The sequence below is a fragment of the Thermoplasmata archaeon genome, from assembly GCA_035532555.1.
Lineage (GTDB): Archaea > Thermoplasmatota > Thermoplasmata > Lutacidiplasmatales > UBA184 > Lutacidiplasma.
The window spans coordinates 1-17953 of record DATKQS010000003.1; the positions used below are offsets into that span (position 1 = coordinate 1).

22 protein-coding genes are annotated in these 17953 nt (G+C 67.0%); 14 read left to right on the plus strand and 8 right to left on the minus strand.

Annotated features, from left to right (window positions below):
• Positions 1–204 precede the first annotated feature (204 nt).
• Positions 205–723 carry a hypothetical protein gene (locus VMV28_00490; protein HUZ79092.1) on the plus strand — a complete coding sequence of 173 codons (519 nt, stop codon included), beginning with the start codon at positions 205–207 and terminating at the stop codon, positions 721–723.
• 356 nt (positions 724–1079) lie between these two features.
• Positions 1080–2051, plus strand: a complete 972-nt coding sequence (gene argF, locus VMV28_00495) for an ornithine carbamoyltransferase (protein HUZ79093.1) — start codon at positions 1080–1082, stop codon at positions 2049–2051.
• Between the two features lie 13 nt (positions 2052–2064).
• On the opposite strand, the gene VMV28_00500 is transcribed toward argF, so the two are convergent.
• The 5 genes from VMV28_00500 to VMV28_00520 form a co-directional block, all read right to left on the minus strand.
• Positions 2065–2511: a multiprotein-bridging factor 1 family protein gene (locus tag VMV28_00500; protein HUZ79094.1), complete on the minus strand. Its 447-nt coding sequence runs from the start codon at positions 2509–2511 to the stop codon at positions 2065–2067.
• A gap of 5 nt (positions 2512–2516) precedes the next feature.
• Complete coding sequence (locus VMV28_00505; protein HUZ79095.1) at positions 2517–2984, minus strand: acyl-CoA thioesterase; 468 nt, start codon at positions 2982–2984, stop codon at positions 2517–2519.
• 94 nt (positions 2985–3078) lie between these two features.
• Positions 3079–3729, minus strand: coding sequence for a class I SAM-dependent methyltransferase (locus tag VMV28_00510; GenBank protein ID HUZ79096.1), 651 nt, complete (start codon positions 3727–3729; stop codon positions 3079–3081).
• Between the two features lie 61 nt (positions 3730–3790).
• Positions 3791–4129, minus strand: a complete 339-nt coding sequence (locus tag VMV28_00515) for a HepT-like ribonuclease domain-containing protein (GenBank protein ID HUZ79097.1) — start codon at positions 4127–4129, stop codon at positions 3791–3793.
• Positions 4126–4569, minus strand: a complete 444-nt coding sequence (locus tag VMV28_00520; protein ID HUZ79098.1) for a nucleotidyltransferase family protein — start codon at positions 4567–4569, stop codon at positions 4126–4128. Before VMV28_00520 ends, VMV28_00515 begins: the two co-directional genes overlap by 4 nt.
• 347 nt (positions 4570–4916) lie before the next feature.
• On the opposite strand from VMV28_00520, the gene tuf reads away from it, so the two are divergent.
• From tuf to VMV28_00545, 5 genes are read left to right on the plus strand one after another with little or no spacing between them, the layout of a single operon-like run.
• Entirely contained in the window at positions 4917–6197 is a 1281-nt protein-coding gene (gene tuf / locus VMV28_00525) for a translation elongation factor EF-1 subunit alpha (GenBank protein HUZ79099.1), read from the plus strand.
• Between the two features lie 40 nt (positions 6198–6237).
• On the plus strand, positions 6238–6546 hold the full coding sequence (rpsJ, locus tag VMV28_00530) for a 30S ribosomal protein S10 (protein ID HUZ79100.1): 309 nt from the start codon (positions 6238–6240) through the stop codon (positions 6544–6546).
• A 7-nt stretch (positions 6547–6553) separates the two neighbouring features.
• Positions 6554–7171 (plus strand): photosystem II reaction center protein T, encoded by a 618-nt coding sequence (locus VMV28_00535; GenBank protein ID HUZ79101.1) that lies wholly within the window; start codon positions 6554–6556, stop codon positions 7169–7171.
• Complete coding sequence (locus VMV28_00540) at positions 7168–7923, plus strand: CDP-alcohol phosphatidyltransferase family protein (GenBank protein HUZ79102.1); 756 nt, start codon at positions 7168–7170, stop codon at positions 7921–7923. Before VMV28_00535 ends, VMV28_00540 begins: the two co-directional genes overlap by 4 nt.
• 6 nt (positions 7924–7929) lie before the next feature.
• Entirely contained in the window at positions 7930–8391 is a 462-nt protein-coding gene (locus VMV28_00545) for a dihydroneopterin aldolase family protein (protein HUZ79103.1), read from the plus strand.
• Here the strand turns inward: VMV28_00545 and VMV28_00550 are convergent.
• Both VMV28_00550 and VMV28_00555 read right to left on the minus strand, forming a co-directional pair.
• Positions 8321–9451 (minus strand): citrate/2-methylcitrate synthase, encoded by a 1131-nt coding sequence (locus tag VMV28_00550; protein HUZ79104.1) that lies wholly within the window; start codon positions 9449–9451, stop codon positions 8321–8323. The two genes, VMV28_00545 and VMV28_00550, sit on opposite strands and share 71 nt — an antisense overlap.
• Positions 9452–9497: 46 nt before the next feature.
• On the minus strand, positions 9498–10895 hold the full coding sequence (locus VMV28_00555) for an MFS transporter (GenBank protein HUZ79105.1): 1398 nt from the start codon (positions 10893–10895) through the stop codon (positions 9498–9500).
• Between the two features lie 254 nt (positions 10896–11149).
• Here VMV28_00555 and VMV28_00560 point away from each other — a divergent pair, with 254 nt between their 5' ends.
• The 5 genes from VMV28_00560 (at position 11150) to VMV28_00580 (ending at position 14527) form a co-directional block, all read left to right on the plus strand.
• Entirely contained in the window at positions 11150–11383 is a 234-nt protein-coding gene (locus VMV28_00560) for an Lrp/AsnC ligand binding domain-containing protein (protein HUZ79106.1), read from the plus strand.
• 31 nt (positions 11384–11414) lie between these two features.
• The gene (locus VMV28_00565) at positions 11415–11717 is read left to right on the plus strand and encodes a hypothetical protein (GenBank protein ID HUZ79107.1); all 303 of its coding nucleotides are present in this window, start codon (positions 11415–11417) and stop codon (positions 11715–11717) included.
• 22 nt (positions 11718–11739) lie between these two features.
• Complete coding sequence (locus VMV28_00570) at positions 11740–12588, plus strand: SAM-dependent chlorinase/fluorinase (protein HUZ79108.1); 849 nt, start codon at positions 11740–11742, stop codon at positions 12586–12588.
• 62 nt (positions 12589–12650) lie between these two features.
• Positions 12651–13784 (plus strand): J domain-containing protein, encoded by a 1134-nt coding sequence (locus tag VMV28_00575; GenBank protein HUZ79109.1) that lies wholly within the window; start codon positions 12651–12653, stop codon positions 13782–13784.
• Positions 13785–13792: 8 nt separating this feature from the next.
• Entirely contained in the window at positions 13793–14527 is a 735-nt protein-coding gene (locus VMV28_00580) for a methyltransferase (GenBank protein HUZ79110.1), read from the plus strand.
• Positions 14528–14535: 8 nt separating this feature from the next.
• Here VMV28_00580 and VMV28_00585 read toward each other — a convergent pair whose 3' ends face one another.
• Positions 14536–15108 carry a nuclear transport factor 2 family protein gene (locus tag VMV28_00585; GenBank protein HUZ79111.1) on the minus strand — a complete coding sequence of 191 codons (573 nt, stop codon included), beginning with the start codon at positions 15106–15108 and terminating at the stop codon, positions 14536–14538.
• A 377-nt stretch (positions 15109–15485) separates the two neighbouring features.
• On the opposite strand from VMV28_00585, the gene VMV28_00590 reads away from it, so the two are divergent.
• Complete coding sequence (locus tag VMV28_00590; protein HUZ79112.1) at positions 15486–16421, plus strand: DMT family transporter; 936 nt, start codon at positions 15486–15488, stop codon at positions 16419–16421.
• A gap of 685 nt (positions 16422–17106) precedes the next feature.
• Positions 17107–17433: a hypothetical protein gene (locus tag VMV28_00595; protein HUZ79113.1), complete on the plus strand. Its 327-nt coding sequence runs from the start codon at positions 17107–17109 to the stop codon at positions 17431–17433.
• Positions 17434–17953: the final 520 nt, after the last annotated feature.

A 17953-nucleotide genomic window follows, 5' to 3' on the forward strand; every position in this document is an offset into this window, starting at 1 on the left:
GGGCGAGGGAGCTCGGGGTGGGGGAGGAGGTAGAGGGAGGTGCTGGCGGTAACGCAGGGCCTGGGCGCGGGCTCGGGCCCACTGGAGCTGGTCGGGAGTCGGGGCGAGGAGGGGGGTCGGAACTAATTTCCGTACTCCAGACCCGCCCCCGTCAGCTTCGCGGTTTATATACGCTCACATCTTTATGGTCACGGCAGGGATGAAATGAAGCGAAAACTTCTATCCGGGGCAATAGCAGCGGTAGCACTGCTGGCAACGGTGTCTCTGATTGCAGGAAGCGCGATCGCGGCTGGCCCGTCAGGGTACAACTACAACGCAAACCTCTTTGTCGGTACGGGTGCGCTGTGGTGTACGCAGACCGATCCAACGTGGACCGGTTGCGACGCCTACCTTGGTGCTTCCGTAAATGACATCCTAACCATGAAATGGAACGCGCAGTGGAATAATTGCAATGCTAACGGCTACGATAGCGCCACATACTGCCTTGGTGCCTGGGTATCCAACGACTGGAACGGCGCGGTGCCAGGTGGAGACGGTGGCGTATGGCACTACAAGATCATCTGGGTGGGCTCTGCTGCTGAAAGCAGTCCATACTGGCTTCCTGGAGGTTACACTATCTGGAACAACTACGAAGTAGTCATGGACCAGGGAACGTCGGGTGGAGTGCACACATTCTTCGCCCTCGCAACTCCCAACGGCTACGGCGCAGTGAATGGTCAGTAGGGAACGCCTCCTGGTGCAGGACGGCTCCTTCGGGTCCGCCACTTCCAGGTCCCTGGGGCCGCTCCGTGCGTTATCGGTTAAGGCTCGGTGGGGCCATGACGCACTGCAGCGTGACCACGGTCCGGCCCCTGCCCCGAGGGATACGGGCCGCTGACGGTGGGGGCTCCGGGGTCCGTGCCCGCTTGGCGGGGAGTGCCCCGCCCTCCGACAGGAACGGCCAGACCTTTACGTTGTAACGCGGTCGAGCTTAACCGATAACAGATGGACGTCCCTTATCCCCTCGATTGAGGCTCCCCAGAACTCGCGAACGGCGTTCGAGAGCCAACCCCATTACCTAGTACCCACGTGCCGCGATCATGCCGACCCGCAGCGTAGGACGCGACATCCTCTCGGTCATGGACTATGCCCCCGACGTCGACCGCCTCCTGCGCAGGGCGCTCGCCCTCAAGCGCGACCGGCAACGGGGGCGGCGGCCGCGGACCCTTCGCGACCGCACGCTCGCCCTGGTCTTTGAGAAACCGTCGACTCGAACCCGCACCAGCTTCGAGGTGGGGGTCCGCGACTTGGGAGGCGCACCGATGTATCTTTCCGCTCACGATCTCCAGTTGGGTCGAGGGGAGACCATCGCGGACACCGCGCGCGTCCTCTCCCGCTACGTCGACGGGATCGTCTACCGGGCGTTCCACCATGCCGACGAGGTCGAGCTCGCGAAGTGGGCCTCGGTGCCGGTGATCAACGCGCTCGATGACCTCGAGCATCCCTGTCAGATCGCGGCGGACCTGCTCACGATGTACGAACGCTGGAAGGGAAAGTTCTCCGGTCGCCGTCTCGCGTACATCGGGGACGGCAACAACGTCCTCAACTCGCTCCTGCTCGGCGCCGCCGCCGTCGGGTTGGACGTCTCAGCGGCAAGCCCCAACGGGTACGGCCCGAACGCCGGGATCGTGCAGCACGCCCAGACGCTCGCGCGCGCTCACCACAGTTCGATCACGTTGACCGATTCCATCGAGGAGGCCGTCCGCGGTGCGGATGCCGTGTACACCGACGTGTGGGTTTCGATGGGAGAGGAAGCGGAGACGGCCGCACGTACCGCCGCCTTCCAAGGCTACCAGGTCAACGACGCGCTCCTCCGCCGCGCCCACCCGGACGCATTCGTACTGCACGATCTGCCGGCCCATCGCGGGCTCGAGATCACCGATGAGGTGATGGATGGCCCCCGCGCCGCCGTCTGGGACCAGGCGGAGAACCGCCTGCACGCCCAGAAGGCGCTGCTGGAGTGGGCGCTCTTCGCGCCCAAGGCCTCCCGCGGGCGCGGGAAGTCGCGGTAAGCTCTTCCCGGGCTCACGCCGTGGGGTTCGCTTCGGGGTCGGCCCGCAAGCGGATCCCGAGCTGGTGCTCGATCTTGCGGATCAGCGCGTCCGGAGGGCGGAAGCTCCCCGACTCGATCTTGAGGACGACCGATTTCTTCTCGTTGAGCTTCTTGCCGAAATCCTCCGGGGTCCACGCGCGGTGCTCGCGCGCGATGCGGATGCGCTGGAACCAGTCCGGGGCCAGCTCCATCTCGGGCATCTCGAGGTAGACGTCCCGCTCCTCGAACCGCCGCGATGCCGAGGGCCGGACAGGTCCGACGCGGATCCGGCTCGGGACCGAGGAGGGAGCGGCGGCCGCGGGAGGGGGATCGACCGGGGTCCCGAACTTCGCGCAGTTCGGGCACAGCTGCAGCACCGATCGCTCGATCTTGATGCGACTCGTCGACTCCACTTCCGTCCCGCACATTTCACACAACATCGGTTTCACTCCTTTTTACTGGGTCCTGCCCGGGTCTTTCGCCGCTCGTCCATCCGCCGTCGGCCCTCCTCGAAACGAACGCGCTCCTCCTCCGTGGTCAACACAAGCTCCGGGACCGGGATCGGGCGGCCGCTCGAGTCGATCGCCACCATGGTCACGAAAGCGTTCCCGACGAGCTGAGCTCGTTCCGCGTCGATGCGCTCGGCGGAGACCTGGATCCAGATCTCCATGGAGGTGCGGCGGACGAACGTGACCTGGGCATCGAGCTGAACGATGTCCCCGACGTGGACCGGGGCGATGAAGTCGACCCGGTCGAACGAGGCCGTGAGGCACGGGGCAAAGGCATGTCGGCTCGCCGTGATGTAGGCGACCCGATCGATCTCCGCGAGGATAATCCCCCCGAAGACGCTGCCCAGGTTGTTCGCTTCGACGGGCAGCATGAGCCGAACGGTGTGGGTCCGACTCGCGGACACTGGCTTCGGCGGCCTCGCGGACAATTCGATCCCACTCCGACGAGGCATCCCGCGGAGAGACCGGGGCCCCAGCCGAGGGAAGCGGTGGAGCGGTTTAGCCTTTCTTGAACAGGATCCGATTCCGCCCGAACCGCTCGATGGGCTCCAGTCCCTGGGCGAGGAGGAGCGGCTCGAGGAGCGCGATGTGGCGGCGCGGCACGGCGAAGGCGAGCCGACCGCCCGGGCGGAGCACGCGCTCGATCTCGCGGATCGCGCGCGGGACGGCCGCGGGTGCCGTGCAGCACAGGACTCCCAGCGACAGGACGAGGTCCGCGGAAGCGTCCCGGAACGGGAGCGCGACCCCGTCCGCCTGAACTCGCCCGATCTCCTCCGTGCCCCGGGACGGCGGTTCCCGACGGGCACGAACGAGCATTCCTCTCTGCGGTTCCGCCAGAACGTAGGTCCGGCCATGGCTCTCGCGGTCCCCGGCGAGGAAGAGTTGCAACGGGTATCCGGTTCCGCCTCCAACGTCATAGACCGCCGCGGCGGGACGAAGCCCACGCCGTGAAGCCGAGAGCAAGCCCGCGAGACGGATCCGACGGCCGGGGAGTCGTTGGAGCCATGCCGACCTCGGCCGGCTCGACCACGCCGCCGGCCATCGGATCGTGGGGGCCGGACGGGATGGCCCAGGGCGATCGGACGCGCTGCGTTCCGCTCCGGCCCCTGGGGTGGACTCCGGCTTGGACGCCGCGCTTCGATCCGTCATTCATTCCTAGATGCGGTATGGCGGCGGGTCGATTTAGTACGCCTGTACGAGTCGATCCCCGCTAGTCCGTGCGGATTCGGGCGATTGCCGTTCCGATCGATTCGCACTCGACCGCAGCGTTCCAAACACGCCGCGGCTCGACTCTCCAGTACTCATGCTTCGAGAAGGAGGCGAAGCCGCGCATCGCTCTCCAAGGCACCTCCGGATGACTCCCTTGGACACGCGAGGAAACATTCCCGGCCGCCTCTCCGATCACTTCCAACTCGCGAATCACCGCGTCCTGAGCCATCGTAGAGCCGAGGAACTTTTCCTCGCCGCCGACGATGTAGGAAGCGATCAGGCGGGTCGCCGCGACGATGTCGGAGAGCCGAAGAGCATCGTCGCGCGGGTGCCGGGTCATACCGACACCGCTTCGAAGAGGATCTGCGGACGGATGAGCCAATGGAGCCCGCCGGGCTCTGCGATGTCGACTCTTCGGCCGAACACATCCTCGAGATCGTTGATCAGCGCCACCTGGTCGAACGCAGACGCGCTCGCGTCGAATTCGACGAGCAGATCGAGGTCGCTGTCCTTGGTCCCTTCCCCTCGGGCGATCGATCCGAACACCTTCGGATTCCGCGCCTTGTGCCGAGTGAGCACCTTCGACATCTCTTCGCGTTTGGGCTTGATGATATCGTCGACCCCGAGGCCGGTCCCGCGCCGGACCGGTCGAATGACCGGAGCATCCCACAGGCGGGACTTGCACCGGGGGCACAGCCTCGGTTCAACCTCCCTCGGCACCCAGACGCAGGCGCAGCGGAAGCATCCCGAGAGACCGCCGGGGCCGATCGAGTTCGACATCCTTCGGCACATGCCTGCAACGTAAATAAACTTACGGTGCCATCTCCCACCGGGCCGGACCCGTCGCGTCCAGATCCCCGGCCGGGACTGCTGAAGGCATGACGCACTCCCGGGAGTGTTCGCCCCGTCCCGGCGCAGTAATCCTCTTCCCCGGAGACCGAAGGGAAGCCGTGACTTTCGTGAGTCGAGGCCGAAGAATGGGCCGTCCAACTCCTCCGTCCGAACTCCAGATCGACCCAGCGCCAACCGTTCCCGCACGCCGCGACCGGGACGCCGCACGACAGGGGGCGCGGCGTGACAACTCATAAATAGTGGCGCCATGTGGCCGCCGCCGGAGCCCTCAGGAAATGGCGAACAAGCCCCACCTCAACATCGTCTTTATCGGACACGTGGACCACGGTAAGTCGACCACCGTCGGTCGACTTCTGCTCGACACCGGTGTCATCCGGCAGGAAGAGATCGACAAGTTCCGGGCCGAGGCCGAGGCGAAGGGCAAGGCGACGTTCGAGTTCGCCTGGGTCATGGACGACCTCAAGGAGGAGCGCGAGCGTGGGGTCACGATCGATATCGCCCACCGCCGCTTTGACAGTCAGAAGTACTACTTCACCATCATTGACGCGCCCGGTCACCGGGACTTCGTCAAGAACATGATCACGGGGACCAGCCAGGCCGACGCCGCGGTCCTGGTCGTCTCCGCCGCCGAAGGGATCCAGGAGCAAACGCGGGAGCACATCTTCCTGTCCCGGACGCTCGGCGTCTCGCAGCTCATCTGCGCGATCAACAAGATGGACCGGCAAGAGGTCGCCTACTCCGAGGCCAAGTACAACGCCGTGAAGGAGGAGCTGACGAAGCTCCTGAAGAACGTCGGGTTCAAGGTGGACACGCAGGTCGTCTTCCTCCCGATCTCCGCCTTCAAGGACGACAACATCATCAAGGCGAGCCCGAACATGGCCTGGTTCAAGGGCCCGTTCCTACTCCAGGCGCTCGACAGCCTCGTCGTGCCGGCGAAGCCCACCGACAAGCCGCTGCGCCTTCCCGTCCAGGACGTCTACACCATCACGGGGATCGGCACCGTGCCCGTCGGCCGGGTCGAGACCGGGCGCCTCAAGGTCGGCGAGAAGATCACCTTCATGCCGAGCGGCAAGACCGGCGAAGTGAAGACGATCGAGATGCACCACGAAGCGGTCCAGATCGCTGAACCCGGGGACAACGTCGGGTTCAACGTGCGCGGGATCGATAAGAACGACATCCGCCGCGGTGACGTCGCCGGGCCGGCCTCCGCGCCTCCGACAGTCGTGGAGAGCTTCACCGCGAACATCCAGGTCCTCAACCACCCGAGCGTCATCACCGCGGGCTACGCACCGGTCTTCCACGCGCATACGGCGCAGGTCGCCTGCGAGTTCACCGAGCTGTTGAAGCGCCTCGACCCGAAGACGGGCCAGACCGCCGAAGAGAACCCCGCGACGCTCAAGACCGGGGACGCCGCGCTCGTTCGCATCACTCCGAAGCGCCCGCTCGTGCTGGAGAAGTACAAGGAATTCCCCCAGCTCGGCCGCTTCGCCGTGCGGGACATGGGCCAGACGGTCGCCGCCGGTGTCGTCGTGGACGTCAAGAAGCGCGAGGGCTAAGGCGACCGTCGCCTCGGCCCGAGCAAGAACGGATCTCATGGTGCAGAAGGCCCGGATCTCGCTCACGGGCCGCGACGCCCAGAAGGTCGACCAGATCTGCAAGCAGATCCGTGAGATCGGCCAGAAGACCGGTGTGAAGATCGCCGGGCCGATCCCGCTTCCGACGAAGAAGCTGCGCGTTCCCGTCCGCAAGGGCCCCGACGGCGGCGGGTCGAGCACTATCGACCACTGGGAGATGCGGATCCACAAGCGCCTGATCGATATCGACGCCGACGAGCGTGCGCTCCGCCAGGTGATGCGCATCCAAGTCCCCGACGGCGTCAACATCGAGATCGTCCTGACGAGTTGATCCGAACGTGTTCGCCCCGGGGGCGAGCCGGTATCTCGGCGCGAGCCTGATCGCGGTCGTCATCCTCGGCGCGCTCGTCGCGCTCATCGCGTGGGGGCCCCTTTGGGTCCTCCTCGCCGCGGTCGCGGCGGGCTGGATCTTCTTCGCCGTGTTCCTGCGTGACCCCGACCGAGTGGCCGGGGAGGGGATCGTATCCGCGGCGGACGGACGCGTGCGCGAGGTGGTTCGAGAGGGCGCGCGCTGGCGGATCTCCGTGTTCATGAACGTGACGAACGTCCACGTCAACCGGTTTCCCGTGGACGGCCGGGTCGAGTCGGTCACTACGAGCGGCGAAGGCTTCCGGCCGGCCTACCGGGTGGACGCGGCGCACAATCTCCAGCGTTCCTACGTTCTCGCCACGGCGATCGGTACCGTGGAGGTCGTCCAGATGACGGGGCTCGTCGCCCGCCGGCTCGTCTCACTGGTCGAGGTCGGTGCGGAGCGCCCGAAGGGGAGTCGACTCGGGATGATCGTCCTCGGCTCGCGGGTGGACGTGCTGGTGCCGGCGGACCGGGCCCTGCCGAGCGTCGAGGTAGGCGAGACCGTTCGAGCGGGTGCTTCCACCATCGCTCAGGTGATCGGGTGACGGACCACTGGCGCGCGGCGGCGAACGTGGCGACCCTGGGCAACCTGCTCCTGGGCATCGGAGCGATCGCGTACATCGTGCTCGCCAACCCGTACTTCGCGATGCTCCTGATCGCGCTCGGGGTCGCGTTCGATGGGATGGACGGACTCCTCGCACGGCGCAGCCATACCCCCGGCGGTTGGTTCGGCCGGATCGCGGACTCCGTCGCGGACGCCGTGACCTTCGGGATCGCGCCCGCATTCCTCGTCGGGTGGCACGCCGGCCAGGGGTCCCCGTGGGCCACGATCGGGCTCGCGACCTTCGCCCTCGCCGCTGCGGTGGCGATCCTCGCGGTCGCCCGGCTCTGCTACTTCACGGTGCGCGGCTTCCAGCACCACGACTTCGTCGGTGTGCCCACCCCGCAGACCGCGCTCGCGATCGTGCTGTTCTCGCTGTGGTGGTACCTTCCCGGGTTCCTCGGGGTCGCACCGCTGCCGTTCCTCATCGCGGTCGGGCTCGTGTCGCTCGCGATGGTGCTCCCGGTGATGTACCCGAAGATCCGACGAGGCTCTACGCTGCGCCCGGCGATGGCCTTCACCGCGATCGTCGCCGCGCTCGCGCTCGTCCCGATCCAGTTCCGGCCCGACGGGGGCACGCCGCTCTACCTGTTCGCCTCCGCGATGAGCTACGCGATGGCCGCCGGCCTTTTCCTATACTACTTCCTGGGGCCGTTCACAGTGAAGCGGTCGATCGGCCCTTCCTCGAAGGGGTGAGAAACGATGTCCCGAGCCCGCTCGATCCATCGTGCCCACCTCACCCGGCGGGAGGCCTTGCTCTTCGAGGCCGGCATCAAGCTCGGAGGGCTCTTCCACCAGTACCTCGGGACGCCCGTGGACGGGCGAACCGCCCGCTCGCTCGCGCACGCGATCGAGCAGGCGGTGGGGCTGCAGCCCTACGTGCGCTCGGTCCGCGTCCGCATCGATCCCGAGCGCGGCCGCCCCACCGGACGGGGCCGATTTGCGTATCGCTACCTTGTCGCCGAGATGATCCACGTCCGGCTCGAGCTCGCCGACGGCGATCTCGTGGTGACGGCGCGCCTCGAGTGGCGGCCGGACCTCGTCTACCCGTTGATGAGCGTCGATCGGGTACAGGACACGCGCGCGCGCCGGCTCACGCACGGCCGGCGATCGGCGAGTACTTCAGGTCGGTCGGGCCGACGTAGGCCGCGGTCGGCCGGATGAGCCGCAGATCGGTGTACTCTTCGAGGACGTGCGCGGTCCAACCGGCGATCCGGCTCGCCGCGAAGAGCGGCGTGAAGAGATCGTGCGGGATCCCGATGAGCGAGTAGACCGAGCCCGAGTATAGGTCGACGTTCGGGTAGAGTCCCTTCTCCCGGTGGACGACCTCCTCCAATTTGCGCAGGAGCTCGTAGTAGCGCAGGTTCTTGCGCTCCTCTCCGACGCGGCGGGACCACTCGCGCAGGATGGTCGCGCGCGGGTCTTCGACCTTGTAGACCCGGTGCCCGAAGCCCATGATCCGTTCGTGAGCAGCGAGCTTCGCCTGGACGACACTCTCGACTCGGTCGACGCTCTGCATCTCATCGAGCAGCTCCATGACGCGCTCGTTGGCACCGCCGTGGAGCGGTCCCTTGAGCGTGCCGATCGCGCTGGTGATCGCGCTGTAGAGATCGCTCAGGGTCGATGCCGTCACGCGAGCGGCGAAGGTCGATGCGTTCAGTTCGTGGTCGGCATGGAGGATGAAGGCGACGTCCATCACCCGCGCATCGAGCGGGGAGGGGTCGCGGTCGAGAATGGCGTAGAGGAGGTAGGCCGCGTGCGAGAGCTCCGGTCGGGGGCGGAGCGGGGGGAGCTTTGCGCGGCGGCGATGGAACTGGGCGATGATCGTCGGGAGCGCCGCGGTCAGCCGCTGGGCCCCGCCGATCGAAGTGGGTCCGGGCTTTGTCTCCCCTGGCTCGAACAGTGCGAGCGCGCTCACCGCGGTGCGGAGCACATCCATCGGAGAGCTGTCGAGCGGCATCGCGTCGATGAGCGCGACGAGCTCCGGCGGAAGCGAGCGGAGCGCAACGAACTGCTGGTGGAGGTCGCCCAGCTGGGCGAGCGTTGGGAGCTTCCCGTACCAGAGCAGGTAGGCGACCTCTTCGAAGGTCGAGTTCACCGCGAGGTCGCGGATGTCGTACCCGTCGTAGATGAGCCGGCCCTGAAGTCCGTCGATGAAGCAGATGCGCGACTGCAGCGCGACGACATCCTGTAGCCCCTTCTGGACTTCCGTCGGTTCGGGCATGATCGGCGGCAACCTCCTACGAGCGTGGGCGCGAGGAGACGGAGGTTTATGCGGTTTCGGTAGCCCGGAGCCCGTCCACCGTGCTCGGGGCTCCCGAGCTCGGCGGCTCGAGGGTGGTCTCGGTCGGCTTCGGCCGGGTGCGGCGTTCGTACGCGACCGTGGCCGCTGCCCAGATGGGGAGCGATGCGAGCAGCCCGCCGGCCGCCACCAGGAAGACAAGTTGGAAACTACCGAAGACCGCGATGATCCCCGAGAGTCCCGCCCCGGCGACCGCCGCGACCCCTCCGAGAGCGCTGTTGACCCCCAGGAGCCGGCCGGCGTCTCGATCGTGGAGGCCCCGGAACAGCATCATCGAGCTCGAGATCGTGAAGAACGCAACCGCCCCGCCGAGAATGCCGTAGGTGATCACGTTCGCGCCGAGCGCCTCGGGGACCGTGAAGGCAATGAGCGGAAACGCGGCGGTGGCGAGATATCCGAGGCTCCGCAGATACGTTGAGCTGCGAACGAGCCGATCCGGACCGATCCGGGTCGTGAGCGCACCGGTGAATGGAAAGAGGAGGCCCTGGGCCGCGCTGTTGGACAGGTTGATGAGGAAGATCGAGGACGCCGCGATCCCGATCGAAGTCAGGTACGGCGTGAACGAGATGTTGTACAGGTTGGCGGATAGGTTGAACAGGAACATCGCCAAGAAGATCAGCGGGAGCTCGTGGCGGATCTCCTCCCGGGCCCAGCGGCCGAAACGCTCGAAGGGACGGGGCGAGATCGGGGGCCGGACCGGAAAGAACGGGAAGGCATTGTGCGTGGCCGAAGCGCGGCGCATGCGCGAAAAGAGGCTCTCCGGGTGCAGCGCCACGTCGGACGTGCGGTGAGGGCGCGCCCCTTCCGAGACGCCGAACCAGATCCAGACGGCGGAGACGGCCGCGAGGGCGCCGAGGACGTACAAGATCGAGCTCAGCGCGAGCGCGTCCGTCGTCCAGACGAAGCCGATCAGGAGCCCGACGATGCTACCGATGATTGACATCTCCTGAAAGGAGGAGTACGCGTTCGCTCGCTCCTTTCCAGGGAACTTCTCGAGCAGGAGCAGGTTCGACGCGCTCGCCCCGGCCGGCGCGATTAAACCGATCACCGCGTAGATCGCGTACAGCGTGCCGAGCGATTGGACCTGCGTGAGGGCGATGTACAGGAGGGCGAAGCCGCCGTAGTTGATCGCGAGGAAGGCCCGGCGCAGATGGTAGCGATCGGAGAGATGCCCCCACAGCACGCTCGATAGGATCACCGCGGAGTTGTACAGGGTCGCGGAGAGCGCGACCGCGGACCAGGACCCGTGCAGCGGGATCAGGATCAACAGGGGAAGGACGACCCCGAAACCGGCCGTCGCGGCGTTGATCGGGACGAACGAAAGCAACCAGGGGCGAGCGAGAAGTCGAGAGGGCCAGGTAGGCAACGAGATCGCCATTCTAGGAAGAGGACGCAGCTCCTGCCGAGGGAGGGCCTACTTAAGTCGCCACGGCCGCAGTGGAACGGCACCCGCCGCCCTCGAGCATCGGGGGCCATTTCCATGCGAGAGCCGAGCCAGTTCGCTCCGCGCCCGCAGGACTCCGGCCCTCGATACGGGTGTCTCCGGGCGGCGAGGAACCTGAAGCTACAGCCTTATTAGGTGGGTCGATGTCGGCGCTCCGTCAGGACGAGGAATGGGACGTGGCGATAGGATTCGTGCTCATCAGTACGGCGCCGGCCAAGGAGCACGATGTCTACAACGATCTCCTTCGGGTGAAGGGGATCGTCGAGCTTCACCCGTTGTTCGGGGAGTACGATTTGATCGCGAAAGTGGAGGCCGAGGACTTCAACGCGCTCGGCCAGCTCGTCGTCGACCAGATCCGCTCCGTGCCGGGCGTGATCGATACCAAGACCCTCACGGGCATCCGTTTCTGAAACAGAGGAAATACACATGGTAGGAAGTCTGATGGCGGCGACGTTGAGCGTCGGCGGGTGGGAGTTCCTTACGATCCTATTGCTGATCTTCGGTCTGTTCATGATCCTCGCCGGTGCCTTCACCTCGTACTTCGGTAGCGGCCGGAGCAGAATGGTCGGGGCCGGCCTCGTCGTGATCGGCCTCGTCGTCGGGATCTTGGCGGCCTACTTCTACAGCGCCGGGACCCACCAACTGGGCAGCCTCATCTGGGAGTCGTTCCTTGTCATCATCGCCGCGATCATCGGGGCGCTCGTCGCGATCGGGATCTTCCTGGTCGCGATCATGAAGTCCTGAGCGCGCCTCGCGGAGCCCGCGGATGCCTCGCCCTCGCTCGAGGGCCCGTCGCACTCCCGCGCTCGTTACGCTGACGAGCGATCTCGGTGCGGCCTACGCCGCCCAGATGAAAGCCGTGCTCGCCCGCGCCCTCCCGCCGGGTCATGTCATCGATCTGACGCACGACCTGTCCGCGCACCGCATCGGAGAGGCGGCCTTCCTCCTCCGCGCGATGGCGCGCTCCTTCCCCGCGGGCACGGTGCACGTAGCGGTCGTCGACCCGGGCGTCGGGGGTCGACGCGCCCCGATCGTGATCCGCTGCCGCGACGGTTCCTGGCTCGTCGGGCCCGATAACGGCGTGCTGGCCCCGCTCGCGGAAGCGCTCAGAGGCGCCCGCGCATGGCGGATCGAGCCCGCGGGCGGATCCGGGCCGCGCGTGGGCTCGACCTTCGATGGGCGGGACCTCTTCGCGCCGACGGCCGCCCGCCTGGCCCTCGGAGCCTCTCCGGGCTCGATCGGCCGGCCGCATCGGTTCCATCGCCTGCGGCTCCCGCAGGCCGAGCGCCGGCCCGGGGGAGCTCGGGGAGAGATCGTGCACATCGACCGGTTCGGGAACCTCATCACAAACGTCCCGAGCGACTGGATCCCGGTGGGGAGCACGCAGCTCTCGGTGCGGTGGGGCCGTCGGCGTGCGCGTGTGCTGCCCTGGGCGATCACGTACGAGCACCTGCCTCGGCGGGCGCTCGGGGCCGTGCCGTCGAGCTTCGGCCTGGTCGAGGTCGCCCGGCGGGAAGGTCGTGCTTCGGCGGTAGGCCCGAGCCGCGTCGGAATGCCGATCGAGGTGCGCTGGACGAGGGCCGTTTCGAGTCGCCCCGCTTCCGTGAGAGCGTAAATAGCGCCGCTCGTAGTCGATGAGGCAGGCGGAGGCGCGCAGCGCCCGGTCTACTTCCAAGCATGGCGAAGCGCGATTACTACGAGGTCCTCGGGGTCGCCCGCACGGCGAGCCCCGACGAGATCAAGTCGGCGTACCGGCGCCTCGCCCGCCAGCATCACCCGGACATGAACCGGGACAATCCCAAAGCGGCGGAGGAGAAGTTCAAGGAGCTGAGCGAGGCGTACGAGGTGCTCGCGGACCCCCCGAAGCGCGAGCGCTACGACCAGGAGGGATTCCCGGGCGTCGAGAAGGATTTCGGCCCCGCCGGGTTCACTTGGCAGAACTTCACCCATCAAGGCGATCTAGAGGACATGCTGGCCAACAACCCGTTCCTCCAGCAGTTCATGGCGAGCATGTTTGGAGGTTCCAGCGGCTTCACCGGCCGCGCTCCGAGCGTGGCCCAGCACATCGAGGTCGCCCTGCGACTTCCGCTCGCCAGTGCGGTGCACGGCGCCCGCCCGAAGATCGAGCTGCCCCACATCGGTCCGTGCCCGGACTGTCGGGGAACCGGGGCCCGCCACGGCACGGCGCTGGAGATCTGCCCGGAGTGCAAGGGCCAGGGCCAGGTCCGCCAGGTCCGACGCCAGGGCTACAACCAGTTCATCACCATAGGTCCCTGCCCGAAGTGCCGGGGATCGGGACGCAGGATCATCGACAAATGCCCCACGTGCCACGGGACCGGCCAGCGCCGGGCGGTGCGTCGCCTCGAGGTGACGGTGCCACCGGGCGTGGAGAACGGCACGGTCCTTCGGGTCCCGGGCCAAGGGGTGCAAACCCCCGACGGTGAAGGGTCCGGCGATCTCTTCGTTCGGATCCAGCTCGAACCGATGCCCGGCATCCGCCGCGATGGGACGGACGCCTACGCCGAGACCACCGTTCCGCTCGCGATCGCCCTGTTCGGCGGAGAGGTGGTCGTCCGGACGATCACGGGCGAGGCGTCCCTCAAGATCCCGGCCGGGACCCAGCCGGAGCGCCCGCTCCGCCTGCGGGGAGAAGGGTTCCCTCCATTCGGGAGGACGTCCCGGGGCGACCTGTACGTCACGGTCCACGTCGAACTCCCCAAGTCCCTATCGGGGCGGCAGAAGGAGCTCCTCCACGAAGCACTCGGGGACGCGTCCGCCGGCGCCCGACGCTCCTCCCTCTTCGGTCGTTGAGGCAGCGGATGGTCGAGGATCCCTACGCGGGCGAGGGCGAACACTATTTCAGCGAACGGCCGCGCGCGCGTTCCCATCGCACGGAGCTGAGGTTCCTGTACCGCGGCGAGATGCTCTCCTTCCAGGTCGATACCGGAGTGTTCGCCGGCCATGGCCTCGACCGGGGGACCGAGCTCCTCATCGCGAACATGCTCGTCGGGCCCCGCGATCGGGTGCTCGACCTCGGGTGCGGCTGGGGCCCGGTGGGGGTTGCGGCCGCGAAATCCGCGAGCGAGGGCCATGTGATCCTCACGGACGTGAACCGGCGCGCGACCCTTCTCGCTCGGCGCAACCTCGAACGCAACGCGATCACGAATGCGGAGGTGCGCGCCGGCTCGCTCTTCGCACCCGTGCCCGAGGAGCGGTTCGACGTGATCGCGACCAATCCTCCGTACCATGCGGGCCGAGCGCTCATCGTCCAGCTCCTCTCCGAGGCTCCCGCGCACCTCGAACCCGGGGGCCGCCTGTTCCTGGTCGGCAAGGGCAGCCAGGGGATCCGGTTCTATCAGGCGTGGCTCGAAGAACATTGGCCCGGCTCCGTGGAGGTCGTCGATCGCGGATCCGGCTACCGCGTCCTCGAGGCCGGGGTTCCCGGCTCGGCGACTCCCGACGTGGGGAGTGGATCTCCGAGCCCACCGAGGCCGCCCGGAACGAAGGAGATCGGCGGAGCGACGCGAACCCGTAAGCGCTCCCGATCGAAGTGAGGGATCCCTCAGTCGCGCGCCGAAGCTGGGGGAACGACGACTCGGTCGGCTCCCCGCGTGGCTCGTTGCAGCCGACGAGAAGCCTCGGCCCCCACAATCGGCAACCGCCCCGGAGCCAAGGCTCCCACCTGGACCAGGGCGGACGCTTGGTCCCAGTAGATGTGCTCGTAGGCGATCTTCCCCGAGTGGATCCCGATGACGGCGATCGTGGGCAGGCTGACCTTCTTCCCGGTCGGGGCGATGCCGGGCAAGAGGAAATCCATCACCCGATCGTGCGTGAACTCCAGGATGAACTCGTCGACCAGGCGCTCGCGATCGACGGTCCGCGAGATTAGGTCGATGCGAACGTCGGGGGGGAGATCCGGGATGAAATGTCGACGGTAGAACCGACGCACCTCGGCCGCGCCTTCCCCTCCCGTCAAGGTGGGGAGGTGGAGAAGGTGGGGTCGCGCGACCATGGTCCGCATCGTCGCGTCGACATCGTGCTGCTGGAACTCCGCCGCCACATGGGCCTCCCAGGCTCGGACCAATTGCGCCCGATGGGCGGTCGAAGCCGACCGACGCGCCGTAGCCCGGGCCAAGCCGGATCCCCTCCGGCGGCGTGCCCCGGTCGCGGTCGCCGAAGGCGCACTACCCGTCCACGGCCCTCGGGCTCCACGAGCTCTCTCAGATCTCCGGCGCCGAACCATGTCGACCGTATCGGTGAGAAGGCAAGACACTATCGAAGGCGGGCCGACCGCTCCGCTACCGTTGGTGCGTAGCTTGGAGCACGCGGACGCCCCGTGCGGTGCTTCCGGTGGCCTCTCTGCGGTCCGCGCGGTCGGCCGATCACCGGCGTACGGCTCCTTATGTCTCCGAAGCGGCCTAGGCTACGACCGCCGGACCGCCAGGAACCTGATCAGCTCCCCCGCCCGAGAGGACGCCCTCGGGCCGAGCCCGGGCGACGGCCCCGAAAAGGATGACCAACGCTTCCGACAAGAGCGCGGGCCTTCCGCGGGAGATGCAGCTGCCGCTCGCCGTTCTGCTGGTCGTCATGGCCATCAATTATCCGTTGTTCCAAGTCGGACTGGACTACGCTCCTCCGATATGGTTCGCCTTCCTCCGAGCCGCCCTCGGCGCCGCAGCGACCTGGCTGCTGCTCCTGTCGCTGGGCCGCCTGAAACGTCTCCCGGCGCGCGAGGCGGCCTACGCGCTCCTTCTCGGGATCCCGGCCATGGGGATCGTTCTCTCCTTCCAGCTCCTCGGGATGCTCACGGTGGGAGCCGGGCAGGCGAGCGTGTACGGCAACAGCGTGCCGCTCTGGATCCTCCTGTTCGTCATCGCGTTCGGGCGGAGGCCGGACCGCATGCTCCTCGCGGCGGGAGCTCTCGGCTTCATCGGGACGGCGGTCGTCGCGTTCGGCAGCGCCGCCGGTCTCGGATCCGGTTCGCTCGTGGGAGCGCTCCTCCTCCTCGTCGCCGCGGCGCTGTGGGGGCTCACGTCGCTGCTCGCCCGCCGGACCTTCCCGCTGGAGCACCTCGAAACGGTGAACGCCTGGGAGCTCCTCTCTGCGAGCGCCGTTCTCATCGTCTGGGCCCTCCTCACGGAGAGCCCGAACGCGATCCACTGGAGCGAGCCGTTCCTCTTCGCCATCCTGTGGACGGGGGCGATCGGGATTGGGATCGCCTACACGATCTGGTATCTTCTGCTCTCGCGCGCGAGGGCCGCTGAGTTCTCCCAATATCTTTTCGTCGTGCCGCTGATCGCCCTCGGGATCTCCGCCGCGTTCCTGGGGGAGGCGGTAACGGCGCTCCAAGCCCTCGGGATCGCGATGGTGCTCGGCTCGGTCTACCTCGTCAGTCGATCGAGCGGCTCGGAGGCCCCGTCCGCCCACATCGCGACGCCCGGCCGATAGAGACGCGGGGCGGCCGAGCGATCCTACGCACAAAGGATTCCAGGGGAAACCCACATCCGGCGTCCGCGGGCGGACCGGGTCGTCCGCTTCCCCGCCTACGCCCCGGTCCCCCGCCCGGCCGATCGCCCGGCGACCGGCTCTGCTACAAAGGGGCTGGGATGCTGTTCACCTTCCTGAGGAAGCCCGAGGTTCCGTGGAGCAACGATTCGCTGGAGAACGCGATCCGCCCGGCCGTCCTACTGAGGAAAGTGAGCGGGAGCCGACGAACGTGGGAAGGAGCGGGAGTCCTGGAGCGATTATGGACCGTCTACCAAACATGTCGGAAGCGAGGTGAATTCTTCCGGCACCCGATTATGACCGCAGGGATTGGCGTCGGTCGGTTGGGGCCGCGCAATCGAGTGGCTCCCCAACCTTTCGTCCCATGCAGAGTTTATTAAGCAAGGCGCCTGTCCCGCGTCGCATGGCCTCCACCCCTTCCTCGCAGGCGCCGATCCGATCGGGCTATTGTTCGAAGTGCGGAAACTCCCTGAGCGCGGGGAACGGCTTCTGTGCGCATTGCGGCACTCCGGTGGGTGCCGGCGCCACCGGCGCGCCGGCGGCTCCCTCACCTCCTCCCTCCCCCTCATGGAATCCTGCGCCTCCAGGATCGCCCTCGCCTTCCCCCGGCACAACTCCATCCCGCCCGGTGGCCCTCCGGCTTCCCCGAACCCCCTCTCTCGGCTACTGGGTGGTTGGAGGGGGGATCCTGCTCGTTTTCCTCGGTGCGCTCGTGGCACTCAGTGGTAGCACGTCTACCACCGCGGACATTGTGGCGAATACCGGTCTCGCCGGGCGGATCCTTGCCGCGATCGGGGCGCTCCTGATCGCTGGTGGAGGCGGCTGGAAGATCCTGGAGGCGCCTCTCCCAGTCGACGACGCCACGGGCTTTGGAGGCTGGCGGTACGTTTCGGACCGCGTGATCGGCGTGGTCTTGGTGATAGCCGCTCTCTACGTCCTCGTGCACGCCTTCTGAGATTTCACGGACGGCGAGTTCGTTGGCCGGCATCGAACCCGGTAGACTCCGGACGACTGCGCGAAGAGGTTGCGTAGGCATTTACTGAGTTGAAGGCACCGAACGCACGCACGCGCGCGCGCGTTCAGTTGGACCGACAGTACGACATATATCCCGCCCTTCGCGGTGAGATCCTTCTCCAAGGCCTCGCGGATACCACGGTTCACCATCCGGCGAAAGTCCTCCATCAGGGACAGGATTGGGGTCGGAAGTGGGGCTGCGAGATGACAGAGCAGCGCACGACGGGCCGAGGACATGGGGAGTCGATGCGCGGGCACGGCAGTTAAGGCCACCCGAAACCGCGAACACATTCCACATCCGGTTTCAAAGCACTCCTCTCCAGCTTTGGGATGAAACGAAACCCCTGGGACAGAATCTCCCTGCGTGGGACAAGATCACGACGATACCACGTCGCAGGAATGATGGAAGCGTGCATCACGGCCCGCGTACCGAAAGGTTTATCCGGAGAAATGCAATATAG

Coding starts and splice junctions, on each gene's coding strand:
- VMV28_00490 (HUZ79092.1), top strand. CDS start 205: ATGAAGCGAAAACTTCTATCCGGGGCAATAGCAGCGGTAGCACTGCTG.
- argF (HUZ79093.1), top strand. CDS start 1,080: ATGCCGACCCGCAGCGTAGGACGCGACATCCTCTCGGTCATGGACTAT.
- VMV28_00500 (HUZ79094.1), bottom strand. CDS start 2,511: ATGTTGTGTGAAATGTGCGGGACGGAAGTGGAGTCGACGAGTCGCATC.
- VMV28_00510 (HUZ79096.1), bottom strand. CDS start 3,729: ATGACGGATCGAAGCGCGGCGTCCAAGCCGGAGTCCACCCCAGGGGCC.
- VMV28_00515 (HUZ79097.1), bottom strand. CDS start 4,129: ATGACCCGGCACCCGCGCGACGATGCTCTTCGGCTCTCCGACATCGTC.
- VMV28_00520 (HUZ79098.1), bottom strand. CDS start 4,569: ATGTCGAACTCGATCGGCCCCGGCGGTCTCTCGGGATGCTTCCGCTGC.
- tuf (HUZ79099.1), top strand. CDS start 4,917: ATGGCGAACAAGCCCCACCTCAACATCGTCTTTATCGGACACGTGGAC.
- VMV28_00545 (HUZ79103.1), top strand. CDS start 7,930: ATGTCCCGAGCCCGCTCGATCCATCGTGCCCACCTCACCCGGCGGGAG.
- VMV28_00550 (HUZ79104.1), bottom strand. CDS start 9,451: ATGCCCGAACCGACGGAAGTCCAGAAGGGGCTACAGGATGTCGTCGCG.
- VMV28_00565 (HUZ79107.1), top strand. CDS start 11,415: ATGGCGGCGACGTTGAGCGTCGGCGGGTGGGAGTTCCTTACGATCCTA.
- VMV28_00570 (HUZ79108.1), top strand. CDS start 11,740: ATGCCTCGCCCTCGCTCGAGGGCCCGTCGCACTCCCGCGCTCGTTACG.
- VMV28_00575 (HUZ79109.1), top strand. CDS start 12,651: ATGGCGAAGCGCGATTACTACGAGGTCCTCGGGGTCGCCCGCACGGCG.
- VMV28_00580 (HUZ79110.1), top strand. CDS start 13,793: ATGGTCGAGGATCCCTACGCGGGCGAGGGCGAACACTATTTCAGCGAA.
- VMV28_00590 (HUZ79112.1), top strand. CDS start 15,486: ATGACCAACGCTTCCGACAAGAGCGCGGGCCTTCCGCGGGAGATGCAG.